General features: G+C 35.9%; 17 protein-coding genes and 1 pseudogene. 14 read left to right on the top strand and 4 right to left on the bottom strand.

Going from position 1 to position 23,341, the window contains the following annotated elements:
• The 6 genes and pseudogenes from Q0L68_RS04385 to Q0L68_RS04410 form a co-directional block, all read left to right on the top strand.
• Positions 1 to 616, top strand: a pseudogene (locus Q0L68_RS04385) (gfo/Idh/MocA family oxidoreductase); the annotation flags it as partial.
• 24 nt (positions 617 to 640) lie between these two features.
• A complete protein-coding gene (locus Q0L68_RS04390; protein WP_296699913.1) occupies positions 641 to 1,537 on the top strand; it encodes a sugar phosphate isomerase/epimerase in 897 nt (298 codons plus the stop codon).
• A gap of 145 nt (positions 1,538 to 1,682) precedes the next feature.
• Positions 1,683 to 2,669 (top strand): PmoA family protein, encoded by a 987-nt coding sequence (locus Q0L68_RS04395; protein WP_296699916.1) that lies wholly within the window; start codon positions 1,683 to 1,685, stop codon positions 2,667 to 2,669.
• A 247-nt stretch (positions 2,670 to 2,916) separates the two neighbouring features.
• The gene (locus tag Q0L68_RS04400) at positions 2,917 to 6,264 is read left to right on the top strand and encodes a DUF2126 domain-containing protein (RefSeq protein WP_296699918.1); all 3,348 of its coding nucleotides are present in this window, start codon (positions 2,917 to 2,919) and stop codon (positions 6,262 to 6,264) included.
• Between the two features lie 33 nt (positions 6,265 to 6,297).
• On the top strand, positions 6,298 to 8,835 hold the full coding sequence (locus Q0L68_RS04405) for a circularly permuted type 2 ATP-grasp protein (RefSeq protein WP_296699921.1): 2,538 nt from the start codon (positions 6,298 to 6,300) through the stop codon (positions 8,833 to 8,835).
• Positions 8,832 to 9,722, top strand: a complete 891-nt coding sequence (locus tag Q0L68_RS04410) for a transglutaminase family protein (protein ID WP_296699923.1) — start codon at positions 8,832 to 8,834, stop codon at positions 9,720 to 9,722. The genes Q0L68_RS04405 and Q0L68_RS04410 overlap by 4 nt, the downstream gene beginning before the upstream one ends.
• Here Q0L68_RS04410 and Q0L68_RS04415 read toward each other — a convergent pair.
• The gene (locus tag Q0L68_RS04415) at positions 9,717 to 10,598 is read right to left on the bottom strand and encodes an aldose 1-epimerase family protein (RefSeq protein ID WP_296699925.1); all 882 of its coding nucleotides are present in this window, start codon (positions 10,596 to 10,598) and stop codon (positions 9,717 to 9,719) included. The genes Q0L68_RS04410 and Q0L68_RS04415 overlap by 6 nt on opposite strands.
• A 316-nt stretch (positions 10,599 to 10,914) precedes the next feature.
• Between Q0L68_RS04415 and Q0L68_RS04420 the strand changes: the two genes are divergently transcribed.
• A complete protein-coding gene (locus Q0L68_RS04420; protein WP_296699928.1) occupies positions 10,915 to 11,661 on the top strand; it encodes a hypothetical protein in 747 nt (248 codons plus the stop codon).
• A 79-nt stretch (positions 11,662 to 11,740) separates the two neighbouring features.
• Here Q0L68_RS04420 and Q0L68_RS04425 read toward each other — a convergent pair whose 3' ends face one another.
• Positions 11,741 to 13,039 carry a DUF3472 domain-containing protein gene (locus Q0L68_RS04425; protein WP_296699930.1) on the bottom strand — a complete coding sequence of 433 codons (1,299 nt, stop codon included), beginning with the start codon at positions 13,037 to 13,039 and terminating at the stop codon, positions 11,741 to 11,743.
• Positions 13,040 to 13,649: 610 nt separating this feature from the next.
• On the opposite strand from Q0L68_RS04425, the gene Q0L68_RS04430 reads away from it, so the two are divergent.
• From Q0L68_RS04430 to Q0L68_RS04450, 5 genes are all read left to right on the top strand, one after another.
• Positions 13,650 to 15,308: an amidase gene (locus Q0L68_RS04430; protein ID WP_296699933.1), complete on the top strand. Its 1,659-nt coding sequence runs from the start codon at positions 13,650 to 13,652 to the stop codon at positions 15,306 to 15,308.
• Between the two features lie 33 nt (positions 15,309 to 15,341).
• On the top strand, positions 15,342 to 15,767 hold the full coding sequence (locus Q0L68_RS04435; RefSeq protein WP_296699937.1) for a hypothetical protein: 426 nt from the start codon (positions 15,342 to 15,344) through the stop codon (positions 15,765 to 15,767).
• 74 nt (positions 15,768 to 15,841) lie between these two features.
• Positions 15,842 to 16,417 (top strand): methyltransferase domain-containing protein, encoded by a 576-nt coding sequence (locus Q0L68_RS04440; protein WP_296699939.1) that lies wholly within the window; start codon positions 15,842 to 15,844, stop codon positions 16,415 to 16,417.
• Positions 16,418 to 16,552: 135 nt separating this feature from the next.
• The gene (locus Q0L68_RS04445; protein ID WP_296699942.1) at positions 16,553 to 17,650 is read left to right on the top strand and encodes a hypothetical protein; all 1,098 of its coding nucleotides are present in this window, start codon (positions 16,553 to 16,555) and stop codon (positions 17,648 to 17,650) included.
• Between the two features lie 135 nt (positions 17,651 to 17,785).
• Positions 17,786 to 18,805: an aldo/keto reductase gene (locus Q0L68_RS04450; RefSeq protein ID WP_296699944.1), complete on the top strand. Its 1,020-nt coding sequence runs from the start codon at positions 17,786 to 17,788 to the stop codon at positions 18,803 to 18,805.
• A gap of 146 nt (positions 18,806 to 18,951) precedes the next feature.
• Here Q0L68_RS04450 and Q0L68_RS04455 read toward each other — a convergent pair whose 3' ends face one another.
• Together Q0L68_RS04455 and Q0L68_RS04460 are read right to left on the bottom strand one after the other, a co-directional pair.
• Positions 18,952 to 19,824 carry a dimethylarginine dimethylaminohydrolase family protein gene (locus Q0L68_RS04455; protein ID WP_296699947.1) on the bottom strand — a complete coding sequence of 291 codons (873 nt, stop codon included), beginning with the start codon at positions 19,822 to 19,824 and terminating at the stop codon, positions 18,952 to 18,954.
• Complete coding sequence (locus Q0L68_RS04460; RefSeq protein WP_296699950.1) at positions 19,821 to 21,125, bottom strand: amino acid permease; 1,305 nt, start codon at positions 21,123 to 21,125, stop codon at positions 19,821 to 19,823. Before Q0L68_RS04460 ends, Q0L68_RS04455 begins: the two co-directional genes overlap by 4 nt.
• Before the next feature lie 154 nt (positions 21,126 to 21,279).
• Here Q0L68_RS04460 and Q0L68_RS04465 point away from each other — a divergent pair, with 154 nt between their 5' ends.
• On the top strand, positions 21,280 to 22,365 hold the full coding sequence (locus tag Q0L68_RS04465) for an SRPBCC family protein (RefSeq protein WP_296699953.1): 1,086 nt from the start codon (positions 21,280 to 21,282) through the stop codon (positions 22,363 to 22,365).
• A 166-nt stretch (positions 22,366 to 22,531) separates the two neighbouring features.
• The gene (locus Q0L68_RS04470) at positions 22,532 to 23,224 is read left to right on the top strand and encodes a class I SAM-dependent methyltransferase (RefSeq protein ID WP_296699955.1); all 693 of its coding nucleotides are present in this window, start codon (positions 22,532 to 22,534) and stop codon (positions 23,222 to 23,224) included.
• Positions 23,225 to 23,341 lie beyond the last annotated feature (117 nt).

Consider the following 23,341-nt stretch of genomic DNA (forward strand, 5'->3'; position numbering starts at 1 on the left):
TCAAGGACCTCATCAATTTGATGTTGCAAGATGGGGATTAAATAAAAATGAACATCCAGATTCAGTGTACTCATCAGGAGCAATTTATGGCATAACTCCTGAAGAATGCTCTCAAGAAACTCCAAATACCCAAACTTCAATTTTTAAATATGCAGATGGTAAAACTCTGGAATTTGAAACTCGAGGAAGATTTACCAATGGGGAATCAAGTCTAGGGATTAAAATTGGAAATATGTTCTATGGAACAGCAGGATATCTGGAATTAAATGGTGGAACATGGAAAGCTTTTAAGCAAGATGAAAAAGAGCCATTTGCCATGAGTAAGAAAAGAGAAGAAATAGCCTCTAGTAATCAGGTGATGGCAGCACCTGGTGGTGCAGAGCATTATGCCAACTTCCTAGATGCAATAAGAGCAGAAAGTGATGAAATACTTCATTGTGATATAGAAGAAGGACATAAGTCTTCAGTACTTCCATTGATTGCCAATATTTCTTACTTGACAGGAAAACAGCTACATTTTGATGGAAAAACAGAAAAATTTGTCAAGGACAAGGCTTCTGACAAATACTTGACAAGAGATTATCGGAAGAATTTTGAAGTTCCTAACCAAGTTTAGATCCTTTTATATAAAAGACCCATTATGATTGAATATAATTCAAGAAGAGATTTTCTTCTAAAAAGTATGGCAGCAGGGCTCGCTTTAACAGCTGGAAATTTGCCATTCAGTTCCTTTGCCAATTCCCAATCAAAAGGAATGCAATTTGGTTTAGTGACTTACCAATGGGGGAGGGATTGGGATCTCTCAACTTTAATAAGTAATTGTGAAAAAACTGGAGTCCTAGGGCTAGAATTAAGAACCCAACACGCTCATGGAGTGGAAACATCGCTGAATGCTCAGCAGCGGGAAAATGTCAAGAAAAGATTTGCCGATAGCCCAGTAACTTGTTTGGGTTATGGTAGTAATTTCGAATACCATAGCCCAGATCCTAACGTATTGAGGGATAACATCACTCAAACAAAAGATTACATCAAATTATGTAAAGATATAGGTGCATCCGGGATAAAAGTGAAACCTAATACGCTGCCTTCAGAAGTCCCAAAAGAAAAGACCATTGCTCAGATAGCAACAGCATTTAATGAAATTGGTAAATATGCAGGCGACTACGGTCAGATCGTTAGAGTGGAAGTTCATGGTCATTTGACGCAGGAACTTCCAAATATGAAAGCAATTTTTGATCAAGTAACTGACCCCAATGTGAAAATCTGCTGGAATTGCAACCCAGAGGATTTATTAGAACCTGGACTTGAGGCGAATTTCAACTCAGTTAAAAAATGGTTTGGAGATACGGTTCACGTGCGCGAATTCAACGAAGGGGATTATCCTTATCCAGAATTATTCAAACTTTTTGCAAAAATGAATTATGAAGGTTGGATTTTAATGGAGGCTAGAACAGAGCCTGCGGATAGAATTTTAGCTTTAAGAGAACAACTTTCCTTGTTTAATTCCTTAAAGGCAACCGCCTTAGGAATAGTTTAACTTTTAATAAATTGATCATAGTATTATCAACAATAAATCCATGCACTTTAACCTAACTAAAAAGTTTGTCCTTGGCATTACTAGCCTATCTTTCATGGTAGCTTGCAGTTCAGGATCTACAAATTCAACTGAAAATTCAGAAGAAATGAAGAATCAATCCCCGAAACTTGAACTGATTCAAAATGAATCTGCCCAAAAAGTAGATGTCTTAGTTGACGGGGAGCTATTTACTTCTTTTATCTATCCTGATACTTTAGACAAACCTGTTTTGTTTCCAATAAATACTTCTCAGGGAACGACGGTAACAAGAGGATGGCCACTCACTCCAAGACCAGGAGAACGATTTGATCATCCGCATCATATAGGACTTTGGTTTAATTATGGGGATGTCAATGGGTTGGATTTTTGGAATAATTCCTATGCTATCCCAGCAGATAAAAAATCGAATTATGGACATATAGTCTTGAGTAGTATAAATTCGATATCTAGCTCAGGATCTACAGGTCAATTGGAGGTAACCCAGGAATGGAAAAATGAGTCGGGAGAAACTTTATTGGAAGAGAAAACGACGTTTATTTTTTCGGCTGATGGTTCAGATCGTTCCATTGCAAGAATTTCTACTTTAACTGCTGTAAATGGTCCCGTAACATTTACGGATAATAAAGAGGGAATGATTGCATTAAGAGTTTCCAGAGAGCTAGAACATCCATCTACCAAGCCAGAATTGTTTACAGATGCTTCAGGAAAAATTACTGATGTGCCAACAATGAATAATGAAGGAATTACAGGAATGTATACCAGTAGCAATGGAAGTAAAGGAGATGATGTTTGGGGAACTCGTGGAGATTGGGTTGAATTAGCAGGAGAAATAGGAGAGGAGTCCATTTCTGTCATTATATATGACCATCCGGGAAATGTTGGTTATCCCACATACTGGCACGCTAGAGGTTATGGTTTATTTGCAGCAAACCCTTTGGGTCAAAAAGCTATGAGTGAAGGTAAAGAAGAACTTAATTATAAGTTGGAAAATGGGGAATCAATGACATTTAGATTTAAGGTAGATGTTATTTCTGGAAAGAAACTCAGCCCAACGGAAATCAATCAGATGTATGAAAGTTGGAAGTCCAACTAAATAATTCAATAACAATTATTTTTACTAAAGCACAGCCTCAGGTTAGTGCTTTTATTAATTTATAGCTATGAATCAATTTAAGGACTGGACATTAATAATATTCAATATTTTATTTCATCGAATTTTGAAAGTCTTAACCATATTTTAAATTACTTTGATAAGATTATCCCAAATAGCCAAAATCAATGGAAATAAAGTCATTATTGTTTTGACTTAATCCTTTTTGTTTCAGAATTAAACCTAGCCTATGTCTATTAAAGTTGCCGTCAGGCATTTCACCAGATACGATTACGAACGTAATATTGCTTTAGGCCCACAAGTTATTCGGCTTCGACCTGCTCCACATTCAAGAACTTTTATAAAAGGGTATTCTTTAAATGTGAGGCCAGAAAATCATTTTATTAATTGGCAGCAAGATCCTTTTGGGAATTATTTAGCTCGAATAGTTTTTCCAGAAAAAGTCAAGTTTTTTGAGATCGATGTAGAAGTAATAGCCGACATGGTGGTAATTAACCCCTTCGATTTTTTCGTTGAAGATTATGCCCACGAGTTCCCCTTTAAATATGAGGAAGGTTTATTTGGTCAACTAGTTCCCTATCTGGAGAAAAAGGAAGACGGGCCTTTATTGATGGATCTTGTAAAGAGAGCAAAAGCTTTGCTTAAAAAAGATATGATCACTGTTGATTATTTGGTAGCAATCAACCAATTAATTCACCAAGAATTGAAATACCATGTCAGAATGGAACCAGGAGTTCAATCTGGTGAAGAAACCCTTACTCTAGGATCTGGATCATGTCGGGATTTTGCTTGGCTAATGGTAGTTGTCCTGAGGCATCTTGGTTTGGCTTCAAGATTTGCCTCTGGTTATTTAATTCAGTTGAAATCTGACGAAAAATCATTAGATGGCCCATCAGGCCCAGAGGAGGATTTTACAGATTTACATGCTTGGACAGAAGTCTTTATTCCTGGTGCCGGTTGGATTGGTTTAGACTCTACATCCGGTTTATTTGCTGGAGAAGGCCATATTCCACTAGCTTGTACTCCAAGCCCACAGGACGCAGCTCCAATTTCAGGGATGGCAGAACCTGCAGAGACTACTTTTCACTTTGTCAATGAAGTGACCAGAATTGAAGAAACCCCGAGAGTTACCAAGCCTTATTCCGATGAAGTCTGGGAAAAGATTCAAAAAGTTGGAGATAAAGTTGACGAAGATTTAGCGGCAAATGATGTGAGATTGACTATGGGAGGAGAGCCTACTTTTGTTTCAATTGATAATCAAGATGCACCAGAATGGAATACAGATGCTGATGGAGAGCATAAAAGAAAGCTTTCCAACATCTTATTTCACAAGCTTAAAGATCAATTTGGTCGGGGAGCCCTGATGCAATATGGCCAAGGGAAATGGTATCCTGGTGAACCGCTACCTAGGTGGAAATTGGCTTGTTTTTGGAGAAAAGATGGTCAGGCAATCTGGCATGATGATTCTCTGATGGCTGACTTATCAAAAGATTATAAACTGAATAGTCGCCATGGAAAAAGCTTTATTAATAATTTAGTGAAGCAGCTAAATGTCGATAAGGATAATATCTTACCGCTCTATGAAGATCCTTTTTATTTTATTTGGCAGGAGGGAAGAGTTCCAGTTAATATCAATCCCAAAAAATTCAATTTAAAATCTTCATTAGAAAGGCAAAAATTAGCTGAACTCTTAAATAAAGGTCTTGGAAAGCCAGTAGGTTTTTCTGTTCCATTGGAATGGGAGTTTAAAGAGGAAAGATGGCAAAGTTGTAAATGGAAGTTTAGAAGAGATGATTTGTATTTAGTTCCAGGGAATTCACCTGCAGGCCTAAGGCTTCCGCTTGATTCCATAGAACACACAGATCCGAAAGAAGAGCTGGTTATTCCAGAAAATGATTTGTTCTCCCCGGTTAAAAAATTGCCAAAATCTTTAAAAAGGCAAAGAGCTAAAAAGTCTCCAATCAATTCCAAGAGGATCTTTAAAACTACCTTAGTTGTAGAAGTCAGAGAAGGAAAGCTTTTCGTTTTCTTTCCACCTACCACACACCTGGATCATTATCTTGATTTGGTGAGCGCAGTAGAAAGAACTGCCAAAAAATTAAAAATGCCTATTCTAATAGAAGGTTATGATCCACCTTCTGATACAAGAATTGAAAAAATGATGATTACTCCAGATCCTGGAGTTATTGAAGTAAATATTCAGCCTGCCAAAACTTGGAAGGAAGTATTAAATAATTATGGGATTTTGTATGAGAAAGCACGTGAATCGCGTCTAATCAGTGAAAAATTTAATGTAGATGGGAAACATACAGGAACCGGAGGGGGGAATCATATTACACTGGGAGGAACCACACCAGAAAATAGTCCTTTACTCAGACGTCCTGATGTACTTCGTAGTTTTATAACCTATTGGCAACATCATCCAGCATTATCCTATTTATTTTCAACACAATTTATCGGGCCGACAAGTCAAGCTCCTAGAGTTGATGAGGGAAGAGACGATATGCTTTATGAGCTGGAGTTAGCCTTTCAACAAGTACCGAACGGAAAGGAAAATGAGATTCCATTTTGGATGGTTGATAGGATCTTCAGAAATCTTTTAGTGGATATTACAGGAAATACACATCGTGCCGAATTTTGCATTGATAAGTTGTATTCACCTGATTCAAGTAGCGGGAGGCTAGGAATTCTGGAATTCAGAGGTTTTGATATGCCGCCTCACTACAAGATGAGCATGGTTCAATTGCTTTTGATCAGAGCTTTGATGAGTTGGTTTTGGAAAGAACCTTATAATCATAAATTGGTGAGGTGGGGCACCTCTCTTCATGATAAATTCTTACTTCCACATTATTGCCAAAAAGATATGACCGAAGTGGTGAATGATCTCAAAAGAGCTGGGTATGATTTTGATATATCTTGGTTTGATCCATTCTTCAGTTTTAGATTTCCATTTATCGGAGAACTGCAATCCGATGAAATTCATATTGAGTTAAAAATGGCCATAGAGCCTTGGCATGTATTAGGGGAGGAAATTTCAAGTTCAGGTACTGCTCGCTATGTGGATTCTTCGCTTGAAAGATTGCAAGTAAAAATTTCAGGGTTGACCGATTCAAGATATTATCTACTTTGCAATGGCTTTAAAATACCACTTAAAAACACAGGTGTTCAGGGAGAATATGTCGCTGGTATCCGATACAGAGCTTGGCAGCCTTTTTCTGCATTGCATCCTACCATAGGAATAGATACTCCTTTAGTGATTGATTTATATGATTCCTGGACCAAAAAGTCTGTTGCTGCTTGTCAATACCACGTTGTGCATCCAGGAGGAAGAAGTTATGATACTTTCCCAATCAATAGCAATGAAGCTGAAGCCAGAAGAATTTCAAGGTTTTTCGACTTCGGGCATACAATTACCACAGAGAATCCTGTTAATTTGACTGTCAAAGACGACCAGAATACGGGAAGATATATTACCAAGGTAGAAAGTAAGGCATATTATGATGTGGAAACGGAAATTGTAAACCCTGAATTTCCTTATACAATGGATCTTCGACGCTACAAGAAAAAAGGATTTTAATAGAAAGAATGGGAATTAGTTCAATTGGGACAAATGATTGAATCATATCTTACAGAAAAGATGTTCAACAATGCGCCATTTCTAGATGAAATGGCAACCGATCAAGGTAGAATCCAACCTCATTGGGAAAGAATAGCTAAATACTATGAGCAAATAGGATCGGAGAAAATGAGGCAATTTCAGGAAGAAGTTAGCCGTCAACTCCGTGAAAATGGTGTAACATACAATGTTTATGGTGATCCCGATGGGATGAATCGTCCATGGATATTGGATCCAGTACCATTGATTTTTGACTCTCAGGAATGGGAAGGAATAGAAAAAGGCTTAGTTCAAAGGACTGAGCTTTTAAACCTGATTTTGAATGACTTATATGGCCCACAGAATTTGATAAAAGAGGGGTTATTGCCTTTTGAATTAATTTATAATCACAGAGGCTTTCTTAGGCAGGCACAAGATATTAAGTTGGATGGGGATCAGCAATTAATCCAATATTCCTCAGATTTAGCGAGAGGCCCAAATGGAAAGATGTGGGTCTTACATGATCGAACCGACGCACCTTCTGGTTCGGGATATACTTTTGAAAATAGGGCTGCTATGACTCGTGTTTTCCCGGAGTTGATTCGGGAAAATCATGTTCGGAAAATCACTTCTTACTATCAGACTTTTAAGAACACTCTCTCAAGCCTGACTAATAATAAAGAAAATCCCAGAGTAGTATTACTTTCTCCAGGTCCCACAAATGAGACATTTTTTGAGCATGCCTATATATCTTCATTTATGGGTTTTACCCTTGCTTTTGGAGAAGATCTGACTGTTAGTGGAGGGTATGTTTGGTTAAAAACCATTAAAGGTCTTGAAAAGGTGGACGTCATTATTCGAAGGGTAGATGATGTCTTTTGTGATCCTCTTGAATTCAGAAGTGATTCTCACTTAGGCGTAGTTGGGTTAATGGAAGCTGTAAAACAGAAAAAAGTTTTGGTTATCAATCCTTTAGGCTGCAGAATTCTTGAAAATCCAGGCTTAATGGCATTTTTGCCCAAAATCTCAAGACAATTACTAGGTGAAGAGCTGAAATTACCTTCTGTAGCAACTTGGTGGTGCGGTCAGCCAAAGGAATTAACTTATGTCTTTGATAATATCGAATCACTGGTCATTCGAAATATTTATAGAGGTCCCAATCATAAATCTATTGTTGGAGGTAATTTATCAAAAGAGAAAATTAAAAATCTAAAAAAAGAAATCCAGCGTAACCCATTTATGTATGTTGGCCAGGAAATGGTAGATTTTTCGACTTCACCATCTTGGATAAATAATAAACTCGAAGCGAGAAATGCTGTTTTTAGAAGCTATGTAGTAGCAGATTCAGAGCATCATAGTTATAAAGTAATGCCAGGAGGGCTAGCAAGAAGTTCTCCGGAAAAAGGAGCTTTCTTAGTATCTAATCAATCAGGAGGAATAAGTAAGGACACCTGGGTTTTAGGAAAATCAAAGGAGGTAGTTTCTTCTTTTACCAAACCTGTAAAAGCTCAACCTTTAGTCAGGAATGTATTACCTAGTCGTACCGGTGAAAGGTTGTTTTGGCTAGGAAGATACCTGGAAAGATCTGCATATGCAGTTCGTTTGATGCGGATGACACTTCTTTCTTATAATGAGGCTGATGAAGACATTCACGTCCATGAGTCTCCGGTTTTAAGTTCCTTGTTGAAAACGCTTACCAAAATGACAGGAACTTTACCTGGCTTTATGGAAAAGGCACATTTGATGAACCCTGAGCCCGAATTATTAGACTTGGTTCATAATGTGGAAAAGCCAGGAAGCATAGCGTATTCGATCCAATCATTTCTAACTAATGCTTTTGCAGTCAGGGATCGTTTAAGCTTGGATACCTGGAGGATTTTAGATAGTATCTCTGAAGAATTGACAAAAATGCGTCAATCCAATACATCCTTGACAAAGGCTTACCATAGTCTTGATAATATGGTTGTAAAATTAATGGCATTCTATGGTTTGAATATAGATAATATGACCAGGGAGCCTACTTGGCATTTATTGAATATTGGTAGGTTTATTGAATCTGCAGCCAACAACTGTACGATTTTAAGAGGGATGTTAAGTCAATCTTTTGACTTAGAATCCAATAAGGAGCTGATGGAGGATACTTTGAGGTGTAACGAAAGTTTGGTTACATACAGATATCGATATAGATCTAATTTAGAAATGCATGGAGTCCTTAGTTTATTAATTCTTCATGAAGACAACCCAAGATCTTTGATTTTCCAACTATTGGAAATAGATCATCATCTGAAATCGTTGCCATTGAAAGATGATCATGAAATGTTTGGCTTCGAACGAAAAAAGCTATTAGAAGCAATTACAAAAATAAGACTTTGTGATATCGACCAACTTTCAATATCAAATCCAATTACACACGAATTTGATAACCTTACATCTTTGTTAGATCAAATAATTGAGCTTTTGCATGATACTTCCGATTTGATTTATGAAAAATACTTTAGTCACACCGGTTCGGGGTATAGCATGATACAAACTTCAGTAATTCCCGAAATATGAAATATCAGGTTATTCATATCACAGATTATATCTATAAATTCCCAGCTACTCTTTGTCATAATTTGATGTTTCAGATTCCGCAGGATTCTGAATTTCAATATGTTGAGAAGTACGTTTGTGAAATAACTCCAAAACCAAGTTCAGAAGTAGAAAGAGTCGATTTCTTTGGAAATAGGTATTTGTATTTTGCGGTGGAAAGATCCCATAAAAAGTTAACAGTAACTTCTCAAAGTATCTTGGAACTTCATTCTCCCTCTTGGATAAAAGTGAACCCAAAATTGACTAAACCCTGGGAGCAGGTGGTTAGTTGGTTGCATTCCACCAATGCTCCAAATGAAATACGTCAATACTACTTGGAATCAAAACATGTGACGTTCATTGAAGGCATAAGGGAATATGCATTAAAATCTTTTACTCCTGGGCGTCCTATTATGGAAGCTATGGAAGATTTGAATAGTAGAATATTCAAGGATTTTGCATTTACACCCGGTTTTACAGATATCAGTACCCCTTTGGAAAAAGTTTTTGATCACAAAAAAGGGGTTTGTCAAGACTTTGCACATTTCTCTTTAGCTTGTCTGAGAATTCTGGGATTAGCAGCTAGATACGTCAGTGGTTATATTGAGACTTTACCTCCTCCAGGAAAGCCAAAATTAATAGGATCTGATGCTTCCCACGCTTGGATTGCTATTTATATACCTGACCATGGTTGGGTAGAATTTGATGCAACTAATAATCTATTAGTAAATAATAAACATCTAAGAGTAGCGGTAGGTCGGGATTTTGCAGACGTTACTCCCCTAAAAGGAATCGTTTATAGCGGAAGTGAGCAAGAGATGAAAGTAAGTGTTGATGTGACCAAATTGGAAGAGGAAAGTGTTTTATAGCGACTCAATAATTATTGAATAGGATTTCTTTTCACTTTTCTTTGGTGCTAATTCAAGTATTCCTTCTTTGCTTTTAAAATCATGATCACTTTTTGAACTGTCTGCTATTCCAAGCCAAGGTTCAATACAAACAAATGGTGCTCCGGGCTTTGCCCATACGCCTAGATATTCAAAGTCTTCAAAATCCAAAGATAAGATTGGACCGTTTTTTATATGATTTAATGAAACTTTCTTTGATTTTAAGTTCTTGAAAATCAAAGCATCATGATCAAATATATTTTTATTCAGCCATAGTTTTGAGCTATTCTCAAGGATAGATTTTTGTTGATCACTGACCAAACCATTTTCATCTAATAACCAGGTGCCATCAGTTTCTTTAAAAGGAAATGACAAATAATAATCTTCGTAATTTTCTCCTGGATGAAGAGGACAATTAAATCCCGGGTGTCCTCCAAGGGAATAATACATAGTTTGATCCCCAAGGTTTTCAACGATATGTTCAACTTTTATGCAATTGTCAATCAAACTATAAATCACATCAAATTGAAATTGAAAAGGATACTTTTCAAAAGTCTCTTTGTCCCAAGAAAAGCGAAACTGTAAAGTGTTTTCAGTGGAATGGATCAGTTGAACTTTATCTGAATTTCTGACTAGACCATGTTTAGGTATAAAATATTTTTTGCCATTTATTAATGTATATCCGTCTTTCAGTAAACCAATAATTGGAAATAAGACTGGAGCATGACTCCCCCAAATAGAAGGATCTGCTTGCCAAATATATTCTAATCCCGATTTTTTTGATTTAATAGAGCAAAGTTCTATTCCTAATTTTGTAATTTCAATACTTAAGGAATCGGATAGGAGAGAATAAGTCATGTTCAAATATAATTTTTAGCTAGATTTTTCATCGTAGAAACTCTTTTACATATTAGAAAAATTTACTTTAAATCTAGATTAAATTTCTCCTTTTGGTTTATAGCTGGCATGGCTTATGAACTAATGTATATGAAGTAACCTTAAAAGAGTGAGTGTTCAATTTTCTACCTTTTTATTTTTACTTGTACTAAAATAAAGAGGTAAAGATTTCAACAGAATGAGGTCTTTTTCAACAGTTAAGCATTTATTGAGTTAGAACATTGAGCCAGCTATTTAATCGGAATATTAAAATCAACTATAATTAAAAATTTATTTTATGATGGGAAAAAGAAATTTTAGAGCATTACTTTTAGCGGCTACAGCTTCTGTAATACTCTTTTCTTGCGAGGAAAAAGAAGAAAGTCCACAATTTACGCAGAGTGAAATTAGTGTATTTGCCACGGTTGACTTTAGTTTTAACAATCCAGATCCAAATGCAAGAACCACTGATTTGATTGTAAATAACTTTGCTGTAAAAGATGTAAAGCTTTCAATAGATAATGTTAAACTCATACTAAGGGGAACCAACGAAGGAAGTAAAAAGCCTAGTATTGTCCAAATAAGAGAGAAAGACCCTCAAATCTTGAATTTAGTTGAAGATGGAGAAGCTCTGATGGCTCCTATAGGGACTGTAATGGCTTATGATGGAATATATGGAAAATTAGATTTTAACTTAGTTCAAGCCAAGGATATACCTGAAGATGATGAAATGTTTGGTTTATCCGTGATTGCCAAAGTTGAATGGTCTGGTATTCCCGCTATCTTCTATTTAGACCTTGAGGATCAGGTTAGTCTAATGTTTAATAAAGGAATTGAGGTAGATGGAGCTCAAGATTTTATCCTGACGATGTATGTGGATAGATTTTTTGATGGACTTACTCCGGATATGGTAAAAAATGGAAATGGTGATGGAGTGATTGAAGTTGGACCAAATAATCTAGATGGAAATCAAGCTCTATATGAAGCTGTTTCAGCAAATATTGCATCTTCATTAGACTTTAGAAACGGAAGCTTTAAAGAATAATGTGAAAAATTAGATTGTTAAAACCATTCCAAGAATTGCATCAGGCGAAATCAAAAAAATAGATTTCCCTGATGCTTTTTTATGGTAATATGTTTAGATCAATGTCAGGCGTAATTCCTGTTGAAGGGCGTTGATGCATACTATTTAATACTGAAGATGTGTCAAAAAAACCTCCATTTTGTAAATAGAATTTTTCCTCTGAAGATCCTCCAGCATAATCTTTCCGATAGCTACGATTGGCAATATCATCACCTGTAAACCTAGCTTCTGTTAATTCTACCCAATTTCCACTGGATGTTCTAGCCCATTGGTTTTGGTAATATACAAGTCGTCCAATGTTACCAAATGAAGGATTGAAATTTTCTAAAAAGGAGTGAGGTCTTTTGTACCACGTATTTGTTTTAGGTCTTAAAAAACTGGCAATGAGAATCCAATCTTCAACCTCCGGATCAAAAAAGTAGGCAGTATAAATTGTATTTCCATTTCCATCCGGTTCTACAGAGTTTAGAAATTTATATGTCTGACCTGCATTCCAAAAATATTTCAAATAACTCTGCCCTCCAGAACCCTCATTTCCGAACTCTCCAGTATAAACATTATCACCCTTTTTCAGAAGAATGATTTTTTCCTCGTCTGGAATTTCACCGGGATTATCTGTTTTAAACGGACTCCAAACAGAAAACAAAATCCTTCTTTCTGTTTCTGAATTTACCTGTATTCCAAAATATCCCTCTCCAAATCCGTTGGCCATAAAATAAGACCCAATTGGATCTTGCCCTTCAGGAATTGTCATTTCATTGTAAAACCATTTAAAATTTTGATTCTCAGGCAAAGAATAACTTAAATGAACCGATGGACCTCTACGACCCCAATAGAATCTGTTGTCGACATTATCTTTCACAAAGTCTAAATCAAGATCACCTTCATATGAAATGACCAAATTAGCAATCTTCGCAAAATCACTCCCCGTTTTTTGAATACCCTTAAGTTTTATTTCATTGTAACCGACTTTAAGATTCATTTCTCCAACTTCTACAATGGTGGATTCGGAAGCTTTTAGAGTTAAAAATTCGGGTTGATTTAATTCAATTGAAATCTGGGATTCAGCATCTTGTGATAAAAAGTCTAGAGAAATTAATACGTCCTTTGCTGTTCCTGATTTTATGTAAACACTAAATTCACTGCTGGAATTTGACCACGACATAATCCCATCTTCACCAATTTTTTCCTTAAAATCACCTTTAGTCTGAAAAGTATTTCCGCCAAGAGGAATACTTATTGATTTGGCGTACTTATCTCTAGGTTTTTCGATTGTGGCTGAACAAGACAAGGAAAATCCGATTGTAAAAATTAAGATTAATAGATATGGAAGTTTCATTTATTTTGGGAATTCCACTAAAGATAAAAATCAATTCTAAAGACAATCTTAGAAATTCCGGGAAATTAGTTTCTTTCAACCGAAAAATAATAAGCCTTATCATAATCGAGAATACAAAGAATAAGGTTAACCAAAGCCAGTTTTGAGGATAAAATCTTTTCTTGGTCGATGTAATCCAGTTACTGCCAAAGCGAAAATCTTTTGAATCTCAGAAAAATCTTCATTAGATCAGAAATTAAGTCCAGTACTGATCTCATAGTGATTTGCTTATTTACCAGCAGAAATTCCTTTTTGGTAAAAAAGTAGTTTTTACTGAATTCCTATTCATCAAGCGCTCTAAAGCAATTTACTAATCAGGTAGCAGTTCCAATCTTTCCTTTTGCAAGAGTAATTATTCAATCAAAATTAGAATAAAACATTGCATTCAAATCTCCAAAACTTAAAGTTCCTTATCGTGAGCTTTACCATTCATCAAAATCCTGGTTCTTTATTGTTCCTCTATTAAATAAGTTTCTTTCGCTTTGGGAAGTATTGTATTACATTTAGTTACTAAGCTTTTCATGCAAAATGAAACCATAAACTGATCAAGTAATATCAATTTTAAATACTCATGAATAAAATCTACCCTCTAATCCTATTTTTCATTACTATTTCAGTTTTTTCCGGTTGCAGAACAAATGAGTATGGGTTTACCAAAAAAGATATCAAAAGCAGTCAAAAGTTGACTGGGTTAAATTTTGGAAAATCTGAAATAGAAACAATGTATAGTTACTTGGGAAGAAATAGGGCGGGATATGATAGCTTAAGAAAGTTTCATACTCCCAATGAAACTTTCCCGGCCATGATGTTTGATCCACATCCTTTTGGTTTTGTATTTCCTGAAAAAGGAGAGAATCCTGAATTTTTCATTCCAGATGGAATAGAATTACCTGAAAACCTTCAAGAAATAGCTTTTTATAGCATTCCCAAATTAGCTTCCTTGATTAAGTATAAAAAAATCAGTTCTGAAAATCTGACAAAGTTTTTCATAGAAAGAATTAAAAAGTACGATGGACAATTAGAATCGGTCATTACATTGACGGAAGATTTGGCTTTAAACCAGGCAAGAAGAGCTGATTTGGAAATAGCTGAAGGTAATTACAAAGGTATTCTTCATGGGATTCCTTATGGGGTAAAAGATTTGATGGCCGTGGAAGGTTATCCCACAACTTGGGGTGCAGCACCATATCAAAATCAAGTGATTGATTATACGGCTACAGTGGTTAAGAAGCTTGAGGATCAAGGTGCAGTATTAGTTGCAAAATTGGTCTCAGGATCTCTCGCAAGGGGAGATGTCTGGTTTGCAGGGAAAACGAAAAATCCATGGGACTTAACGCAGGGTGCAAGCGGATCATCGGCTGGTTCGGGTTCGGCTACCTCTGCTGGCTTGGTTCCTTTTGCTTTAGGCACCGAAACTTTAGGGTCGATCACTTCGCCGGCTACTAGGAATGGGGTCACAGGACTTCGCCCAACCTATGGTCGAGTAAGTAGATATGGAGTGATGAGTTTAAGTTGGTCTATGGACAAAATTGGACCACTGGCTAGAAATGCTGAAGATTGTGAAATTATCTTTCAGGCTATTATGGGCAAAGATTTAAATGATCCGAGCACTAATGAGGTTCCTTTTAATCATGTTTCAAAAAGTCCGAAGCAATTAAAAGTTGGTTTACTAAAAAGTGATTTGGATTCTGATTCAACCATCACAGGTGATAATCTCAGAGCTTCCTTAGATATTTTTAAAGAAATGGGTGTTGAACCGGATTCAATATCTTTGCCAAATCATTTTCCTTTCTCAAGCTTTGATATTATTTTAAGATCTGAAGCAGGAGCTTTTTTTGATGATTTGGTTCGTTCAGGGAATGTAGATATGATGGTTGAACAGGATGGGGGATCCAGAGCAAACTCTCTCCGACAGTCTCGATTTATCCCTGCGGTTGAATATCTTCAAGCAAATAGACAGCGTAGGCAACTAATCGAAGAAGTGAATAAACTGTTTAAAGATTATGATGTAATAATTGCTCCTAGTTATAGAAGCAGACAATTGTTAATAACAAATTTGACAGGACATCCCGTAATAAGTGTTCCTAATGGTTTTGATGAAAAAGATCGGCCAACTAGTTTTACTTTAATTGGAAATCTTTATGATGAAGGCAGTATATTATCATTAGCCAGAGCTTTTCAAGACGCAACCGATTTTGACGAACAACATCCTCCGAAATTTGTTGACTAAGAGTAATTTCACATAAATATTTAAGATAACTAAATGTCACAGAAAGAATACTCCAAGAGGCATTTAAAGACCTCACTTCGATTAAAAGAACATTTGAATCTTATTCTTTATCAGGATCTTCAAAAATTCTATGATTCAATAATTTATTTGAGAATTCGATGTTCTTATTCCTATCCAATCGCTCAAGGAATTGAAAATATTACTGTTCCTATTTTAATCCTTCCCAATCTTGAAATAGATTATTCTCAAGATAATAATGTTCGAATTATAGATGAAACCATAGAAAAAGTGATTATTGAAATTAAGGAATGGTTTAAGTCTAATCACATCTTGAGCAGAGACGGTTCCTTGGAATTTGAGATTACTTACTTTACAAGCCAATCAAAAATAATTGACAATCCTACTAAGTTGAGTATTCAAATTCAACAAATTTCTGATTTAGCAAAATCCTCTAATTAGTTTTTTTCTGATTAATCTTTCGAAAGCATTCAATATATTGAGTTCAACCAAGGAATTCTAAATCAGTTTAGTAAATGAAAAGCAAAATCATCAATAATGGGGAGTTGGATAAATTATACCCTATTAAGATGCAGATGCTTTCAAATACACATTGGACACCAGTGGAAATAGCGAGAAAGGCTATATTTTTTTTATCAGAAGGGGAAAGGAAATCTGTATTAGACTTAGGTTCTGGATCCGGTAAATTCTGTAATGCTGCAGCTACATTTTCAAATGCAGAAATAGTTGGCGTGGAACAAAGAGAGAATTTGGTGCATCTATCAAGGAAAATTGCTAAAAGTCTTCAATTGGAAAATGTAAAATTTATTCATGCCGATTTGATAGACCTGAATTTTAAGAATTATGATTCATTTTATTTTTTTAATCCTTTTGAAGAATTAATCAATTCAAAAGATAGCCTTGATAAATCGCAGATTTTAGATGAAAATAAACGTGATTTATACATTCAACTTATCAAGCAAAAATTTAAGGAATTGGGTTTTGGAACTCGAATTGTTACTTATTGTGGTGAAAGTGAGGAAATCCCAGAGAACTTCAGATTAATAAAATCTGAGAATAAAGGGAAATTGAGATTTTGGGAAAAAATTTAAGATGTCATTTTAGAGTTCAAATCTCAAAGTCAATGCACTAGTCATTTTCTAAACTTTTGAAAAAAATAATAATAATATTCTGTTTGTAGTTTTCTTTTTTAAAACTTTTCTCATTTAATAATTGTAATAAATCGTATGAGAATCTTTTTCCTGATAATAGTTTCTTTTTCGCTTTTTAAAAATGAAGCAATAGGTCAAGAGGTGATTTATGATTTATCTTCAAACGGAGAATTCTTCACTGCCAGTGAGTATCAATACCTAGAGGTAATTGATCAACGAAAGAATCGATCTAAAATCGGCGAGATGTTTGATTTCCAAGGGAGGAAGCAGACAGTCAAATTAAAGGGTTCAACAGAAAAGAATATCCTTGAACTTTTTCAGGATAAAGTAAAAACAAACTCGAATACATTACATCGGATTCAAGTCCACGTGAATGAGTTGGAATTAAATGAGCGTTTTAATACCGCTACCAAACTCTATGAAGGAGGGGTTCAAATGAAGTTGAGTTATTATTTGATCGGTAGAGCTGATCCAATTCCTTTGGTAGACTATTCAGGTTCTTTAAATTATAGGAGAACAGCCAATCGAAGTGATCAGGTCAGATATGTTGTGAATGGGATTTTCCATAAATCTCTTGAGTTTTTTGATTCCTGGGTAAAAGCTCAAAATCTTGGAAATCCCAGTCTAGCGAGATCAGTCCGCCTGCAAATCACAGATATTAAGAGAAAGAGCACAAGTGATACAGTATTCTATGATTCCGAAAGACCTTTGAATTGGGGAGATTTTAAAGATACCCCACAAGTTACCAGTAAATTCAATGCAACTATTTTTGCGAGCTTTTCAATGGCGGGTACTTCAGTAATGGACAATGGTACGATAGTCCAAGGTCTGGATTTCAAAGTCTATATGCTCCCAAAACAATCTTGGGTAAAACATGCCAGTGATTATGGAATTGTACATGAACAACTGCACTTTGATGCGGTAAGGATTGCAGTAGATCGATTGATTTATAGGTTACAAAACATAGAGCTTGATCCCGAATTTTTTCAAGCTACTTTAAATGAAGAATATCTTGATGCCTTAAGAGAACTTTCCAAAATTCAAGAACTTTATGATGGACAGACTCAGCACGGATTGAATAAAACCCAACAGGCCCAATGGGAAATTAGGATTAAAAATGCTCTTTCCGGCGATTGGGAAGATCTTGAGAAGGTTCTTGATAATAGTAAATAGACATTTGTTCAAAAAGAACGGATACTTTCTATTGAGTAAAGAATTTAATAACTTCTTAATTTCAATAAGAAATTGACTTAACAATACTCATGTCAAATTTCAGAAATCTTTTAACCTTAAACATCAATACAAAAAATGAAATACAATTTTATAGGAAATTCAGGATTATTGGTTTCTGAACTTTGTTTTGGAACCATGACTTTTGGAGGGCAAAATGCTGGAATGTGGGATAATATTGGAAAGCTACAGCAAAAGGAAGTGAACGAAATGCTTTCTGCAGTAGTAGAATCCGGAATCAACTTTATAGACACAGCAAATGTATATTCATACGGTCAATCAGAACAATTATTGGGACAAGGTTTAATAGACCTTAAAGTGAATAGGGATGAAATAATCATTGCTACCAAGGTTTTGGCAAGAATGAATGAAAAGCCAAATAGTACCGGTCTTTCCCGTTATCATATTTTCAATTCAGTAGAGGCCAGCTTAAAAAGACTTCAATTAGACTATGTTGATATCTTGTATGTCCATGGAGTGGATCCAGCCACCTCATTAGAAGAGACTGTTCGGGCATTAAATGATATCGTTGAATCTGGAAAAGTGCGATATATCTCCATTTGTAATTGGCCTGCCTGGATGGTAGCAAAAGCACAAGCAATCGCTCATTTTAAGGGATATCATAAGTTTATCGGTCTGCAGTATTACTATGCAGCTGTCAGTAGAGATATTGAACATGAACTGGTTCCGATGGCGCAAGACCATAACTTGGCTATCTTCCCTTGGAGCCCATTGGCAGGAGGATTTCTTACCGGAAAATTTACCAGGGAAGGGGCAGACTCAGGTTCTAGGAGAGCAAATTTTGATTTTCCTCCAATTGATAAAGAGAAGGCTTATGACTTAGTAGATGTAATGGGTGAAATAGCCAAATACCATAAGGTAACAGTAGCTCAAATAGCATTGGCTTGGGTAAGACAGCAACCTGGAATAACCAGTACGATTATTGGGGCAAAAACCTTAGAACAATTGCATGACAATATTGCTTCAACTGAAGTTGAATTGACTACAGATGATTTAGCAAAAATTGATAAGGCAAGTCCACTACCCATGCAGTATCCAGGTTGGATGGTGGAAAGACAGTCTGCATATAGAAAATAATTCCTATTTCAACTGAAGTAATAAACAGCTGGTTTTTTAAATAGAACCAGTTTTTTTGTTTTGGAACCTTAATAAAGATTTAATGTCTAAGTCATTTTTTTAGACCTGATTTTAATTTGCAAATCGAATTGTTTATAAAAGTCTCTTTAAATCTCTCTTTCTAAAGGCCTACTTAAACAGGTCGGTCCGCCACAACCTTTTTGACTGATTTCTTGCCCCTCATATTCGATCACTTCACATCCTACTACCTTAAGACGAGCCACACTTATAGGATTTCCTTTAACAATCATACATTTTCTTGGTGCTAAAGCCAACACGTTGCATCCCATCGAATTAAATTCTTCATCAGGGCATTCCACCAAAGTGAAACCTCTATTTATTAATTCATTTCTAAAATAAATTGGCATCAAAGGAGAATAAACTATCGCCAAATCTTTATCCAAAGGACTGATAATAGACATTAAATGAAAAACATCAGAAGGGCCTTTGTAATGTGGAAGTTCTACCTGAAGCACTTCAATTCCTCTGGGTTCTAAAAACTTTCGGAGCTGTTGGATTCCTTCCAAATTAGTTCGATAAGTATGTCCGACTGCTAAAGTTTTCTCATCTAGCCAACACATGTCTCCACCCTCGCAAGTTCCAGGTGCTTCAATTTTGCCGAGAACCTTTATACCTTTTTCTTTGCAATAACTTTCAATGGCTAAAGGTTCAGAGTTTCTTGCCGCTTTTCCCATATTGCATAGGATCAGACCAAAGTCAGTAGCAAGAGCAGCATCCCGACAATAGATGGAATCCAGGCTACTTTCTGAAGCAGGAAGGGAAAAAATCTGAGCTCCGATCGATTCAAAGTTGGAATTGAAGATAGAATATTCTTCAAGGGCCTTTTCAAAATGGACTGCGGATAAATAATTTAAACCCTTCCATTCTAAAGCGATTTTCTCCTGTGACTGAAAAGCTTCTCCAGCAGGTTTTAAGAGTACACTTTTCAAAAGGCCGTAATCTGAATGGCAAGTTTTCATTTTCGTTGTTTTTTATTGTAAAAATAAACGGGTGCTCCCAAAAGCATTCCACCCAATCCCCAAATTATTGCTTCTATTCCTGAACCAAAGAATACCCAGACACTGAATCCCAGTCCAAGTAAAGAGATGATTTTGCTTTTGAAGTTCCAAGAAAACCCCAGCCTTTCATGGAAAGAAAAATAAGTGTAAACCAAAGCGGCAGATAAATAGAAAAACAAAGAGGTAATCGTACTGAGTAAAACCATAAAAGAGTAAAGACTAGCAAAACCCTTTGTCATATTTAGAATCAATAAAATTGTCACAAAAACACTAGAAACTATAATCCCGGTGCTAGGTGAATTATTCTTGTTTTTGTAGGCTAAGATTTTAGGAAGTAAGCCATCCTTTGCCATTGATTGGGCAATTTGTCCCTGAATCAAAATCCAGCCATTAAGTGCTCCAAATGTGGAAATACATGCGCCAATTGCTACAAAGTAATTGGCATTTCCACCAAAGATCTTTGTTGCTGCATCACTCAAAGGAGCTAGACTTACAGCTACTTCTCCGGGAGGTAAAACCCCGAACAAAGAGATAGAACTGAACATATATAAAAAAACCACCAATCCAACTCCGATAAGTGTTCCTTTAGATATATTTTTTTCAGGGTTTTTGATGTTATCTGCAGGGATTGTAGCGGCTTCGATTCCCAAAAAAGCATAAAAGCAAAGAACAGAAGCGCCTAATACTGCCTGAGCAGATGAAGTTCCAGAGAGATTAAATGGACTAAAATGTTCTGGGTTGAAAAAGAAAATCCCTCCAATAGCCACTACTAACACAGGAATTACTTTCAAAGCCGTAGTAAGTACTTGTAGGTTACCACCAGTCCGTATTGAACGGCTATTAATAATAGTAAGTATCCAAATTACGAACAGGCTGATGAGAGGAGATAAATAATTTGATTGACTTATTTCCGGAAAGAAGACACTTAAATAACCTGTGAAAGTTAAGGCAATGGCGACATTGGTGCTCCATAGCGAAAGCCAAAATCCCCATGCTACGAAAAAGGCGGGGAAATCGCCAAAGGCTCTTTTGGTATAAGCATATGATCCTCCACTTTCAGGAATGACTTTACTAAGTCTACCCATGATATGTGCTAAAATCATTGCGCCAACTGCAGCGACAATCCAACCTAAAATACTAATTCCACCAAATTGTGCTAAAGCTGAAGGAAGGGTAAATATTCCCGAACCAATCATTCCTCCTGCTACCAATGAGATGACTGTAATCAGTCCAAGTTGTCTAGGGGAAGAAGTTTTATCCAAAAGAAAAATAAGGATTGAAGAGATTTAACTATTTTGCTATAGTTGAAAGTAAATAATATATGCCGAAATCGAGCAATTCTTAGGACAAAACATATTGGGAAGATTACAATCCAAGCGAGATTCCATCTGACCATTGAAAACCATATATAACCTGATGAAATCTTATACCATTGATCCTGATATTACAAAAGCAGAGACACTTCCTTCATCCTTTTATCGATCTCAGGAAGTTTTTGATGCACTAATCGACATGGTTTTTGCCAAGACTTGGCAATTTATCGGTGATAAAACCATGGTATCACTTTCACAGCAAGTCAAACCTTTTCCCTTTCTAGAGTTTGGCTTGGAAGAGCCTCTGTTACTTACAAATGAAGCGGATCAGATTTCCTGCATCTCCAATGTCTGCACGCATCGCGGGAATATCCTGTGTCATGATCCCTGTAAAACCAGGCAAATAACTTGTGCCTATCATGGTCGAAGATTTAATCTAAAAGGGGAGTTTCAACATATGCCTGAATTTAAAGAAGCTAAAGATTTCCCTAGAAAGGCTGATGATCTGCATCGCTTTCCATTGAAGATTTTTGGGCCATGGCTATTTACAGCTTTGGAAGATTCTTTAGACTTTCAATTGGTTCTGGATATAATGCAGCGAAAAGTAGGTTTTTTACCTTTGGAAGATTTCAAAGAGGATAAAAGTCGAAATAAAGACTATTTGGTGAATGCTCATTGGGCTCTTTACTGTGATAATTATCTGGAGGGCTTCCATATTCCTTTTGTTCATGAAAGTTTAAATGCCGTCTTGGATTACAAAAAATATGAAACTCAACTTTATCCTTTTTGTAATGTACAAGTTGGTCATGCAGCAGGAGGGGAGCATGTTTTTGATTTACCAGAAGGTCATGAAGATTATGGACAACAGATATCAGCTTATTACTTCTGGATCTTCCCAAATATGATGTTTAACTTTTATCCTTGGGGATGTTCTATCAATGTCGTTAAACCAATTTCTATCAATCGTACCAAAGTTAGCTTTATCTCCTATGTATTTGATGAATCCAAGCTAGACACTGGCGCAGGTGCTGCCATTGATAAAGTGGAAAGGGAAGATGAATTTGTGGTTGAAGGTGTTTTTAAAGGAATGTCTTCCAGGGTTTATAATACGGGACGATTTTCTCCTAAAATGGAACAGGGAGTTCATCAGTTTCAGGGATTACTGGCAGAGTTTTTAGGGAAAGAATAGAATTTTTAAAATCAATTGGTGAAAGGGATGAAGTTCTTTTTTGGAAGATTCCATCTTAAATAGCTAATAACTAAACTTTAACAACTTTTTATTTTTGAAAAACACCTCTTTAAGTGACTTTAAACACTGAAGTTGGAATAATCTTGTCCGACTTTTGATAAAAAAAGTGAAAGAGGCCATTATGTGTAAACTTGAAGAAAAGAACAAATCCTGTTGTGGAAGTTCTCATTTGGTTAATCAGTCGATCTTATTGAAAGAACATTGGGACAAAGCATATCTAAAGAGTCCTGAAAGTAAATTGGGTTGGTATGAAGAAGATTTCTCAAATTCATTTAGACTCCTTGACCAATGCGAGTTAAATTCATCAGACCCCGTTTTGTTAGTAGGTTCAGGAACTAGTCGACTACCGGACCATATGTTGAATAGAGGAATTTCTAAACTTTGGGTTTTGGACATCAGTGAAGTAGCAATTCAAGAAGTAAAACATAGGCTTGGAGAAAAACTCAATTATCGGGTAGGAGATATCTTGCAGCCAGAAACCATGGTAGATATTCCACAAGTTCAACTTTGGTTTGATAGGGCCGTTTTACATTTCTTTACAAAGAAAGAAGATCAGGATAAGTACTTTATTCAATTGAAAGAAAAAGTAAATATCGGAGGCTATGTGATTTTTGCTGAGTTTAGTCTTGATGGAGCGGAAAAGTGCTCAGGATTGCCAGTATTAAGATATAATCAAACAATGTATCAGGATTGCTTAGGTGATGAATTTAAATTATTGGATTCATTTGATCATACGTATTATATGCCCTCAGGAGATCCTAGACCTTATAATTATTCACTATATCAGCGTTTAGCTTAAAGAAAAGAAATCTATCTCTAAAGCAACCTTTAAATCAATATCTAAAAAAAAAAGCTATGACAACTGATGCCATAGCTTATTGAAAAGATTTATCTTTTAAAAAGTAGTTTCAATCTA

It is taken from the genome of Algoriphagus sp., from assembly GCF_024642405.1.
Classification (GTDB): Bacteria; Bacteroidota; Bacteroidia; order Cytophagales; family Cyclobacteriaceae; genus Algoriphagus.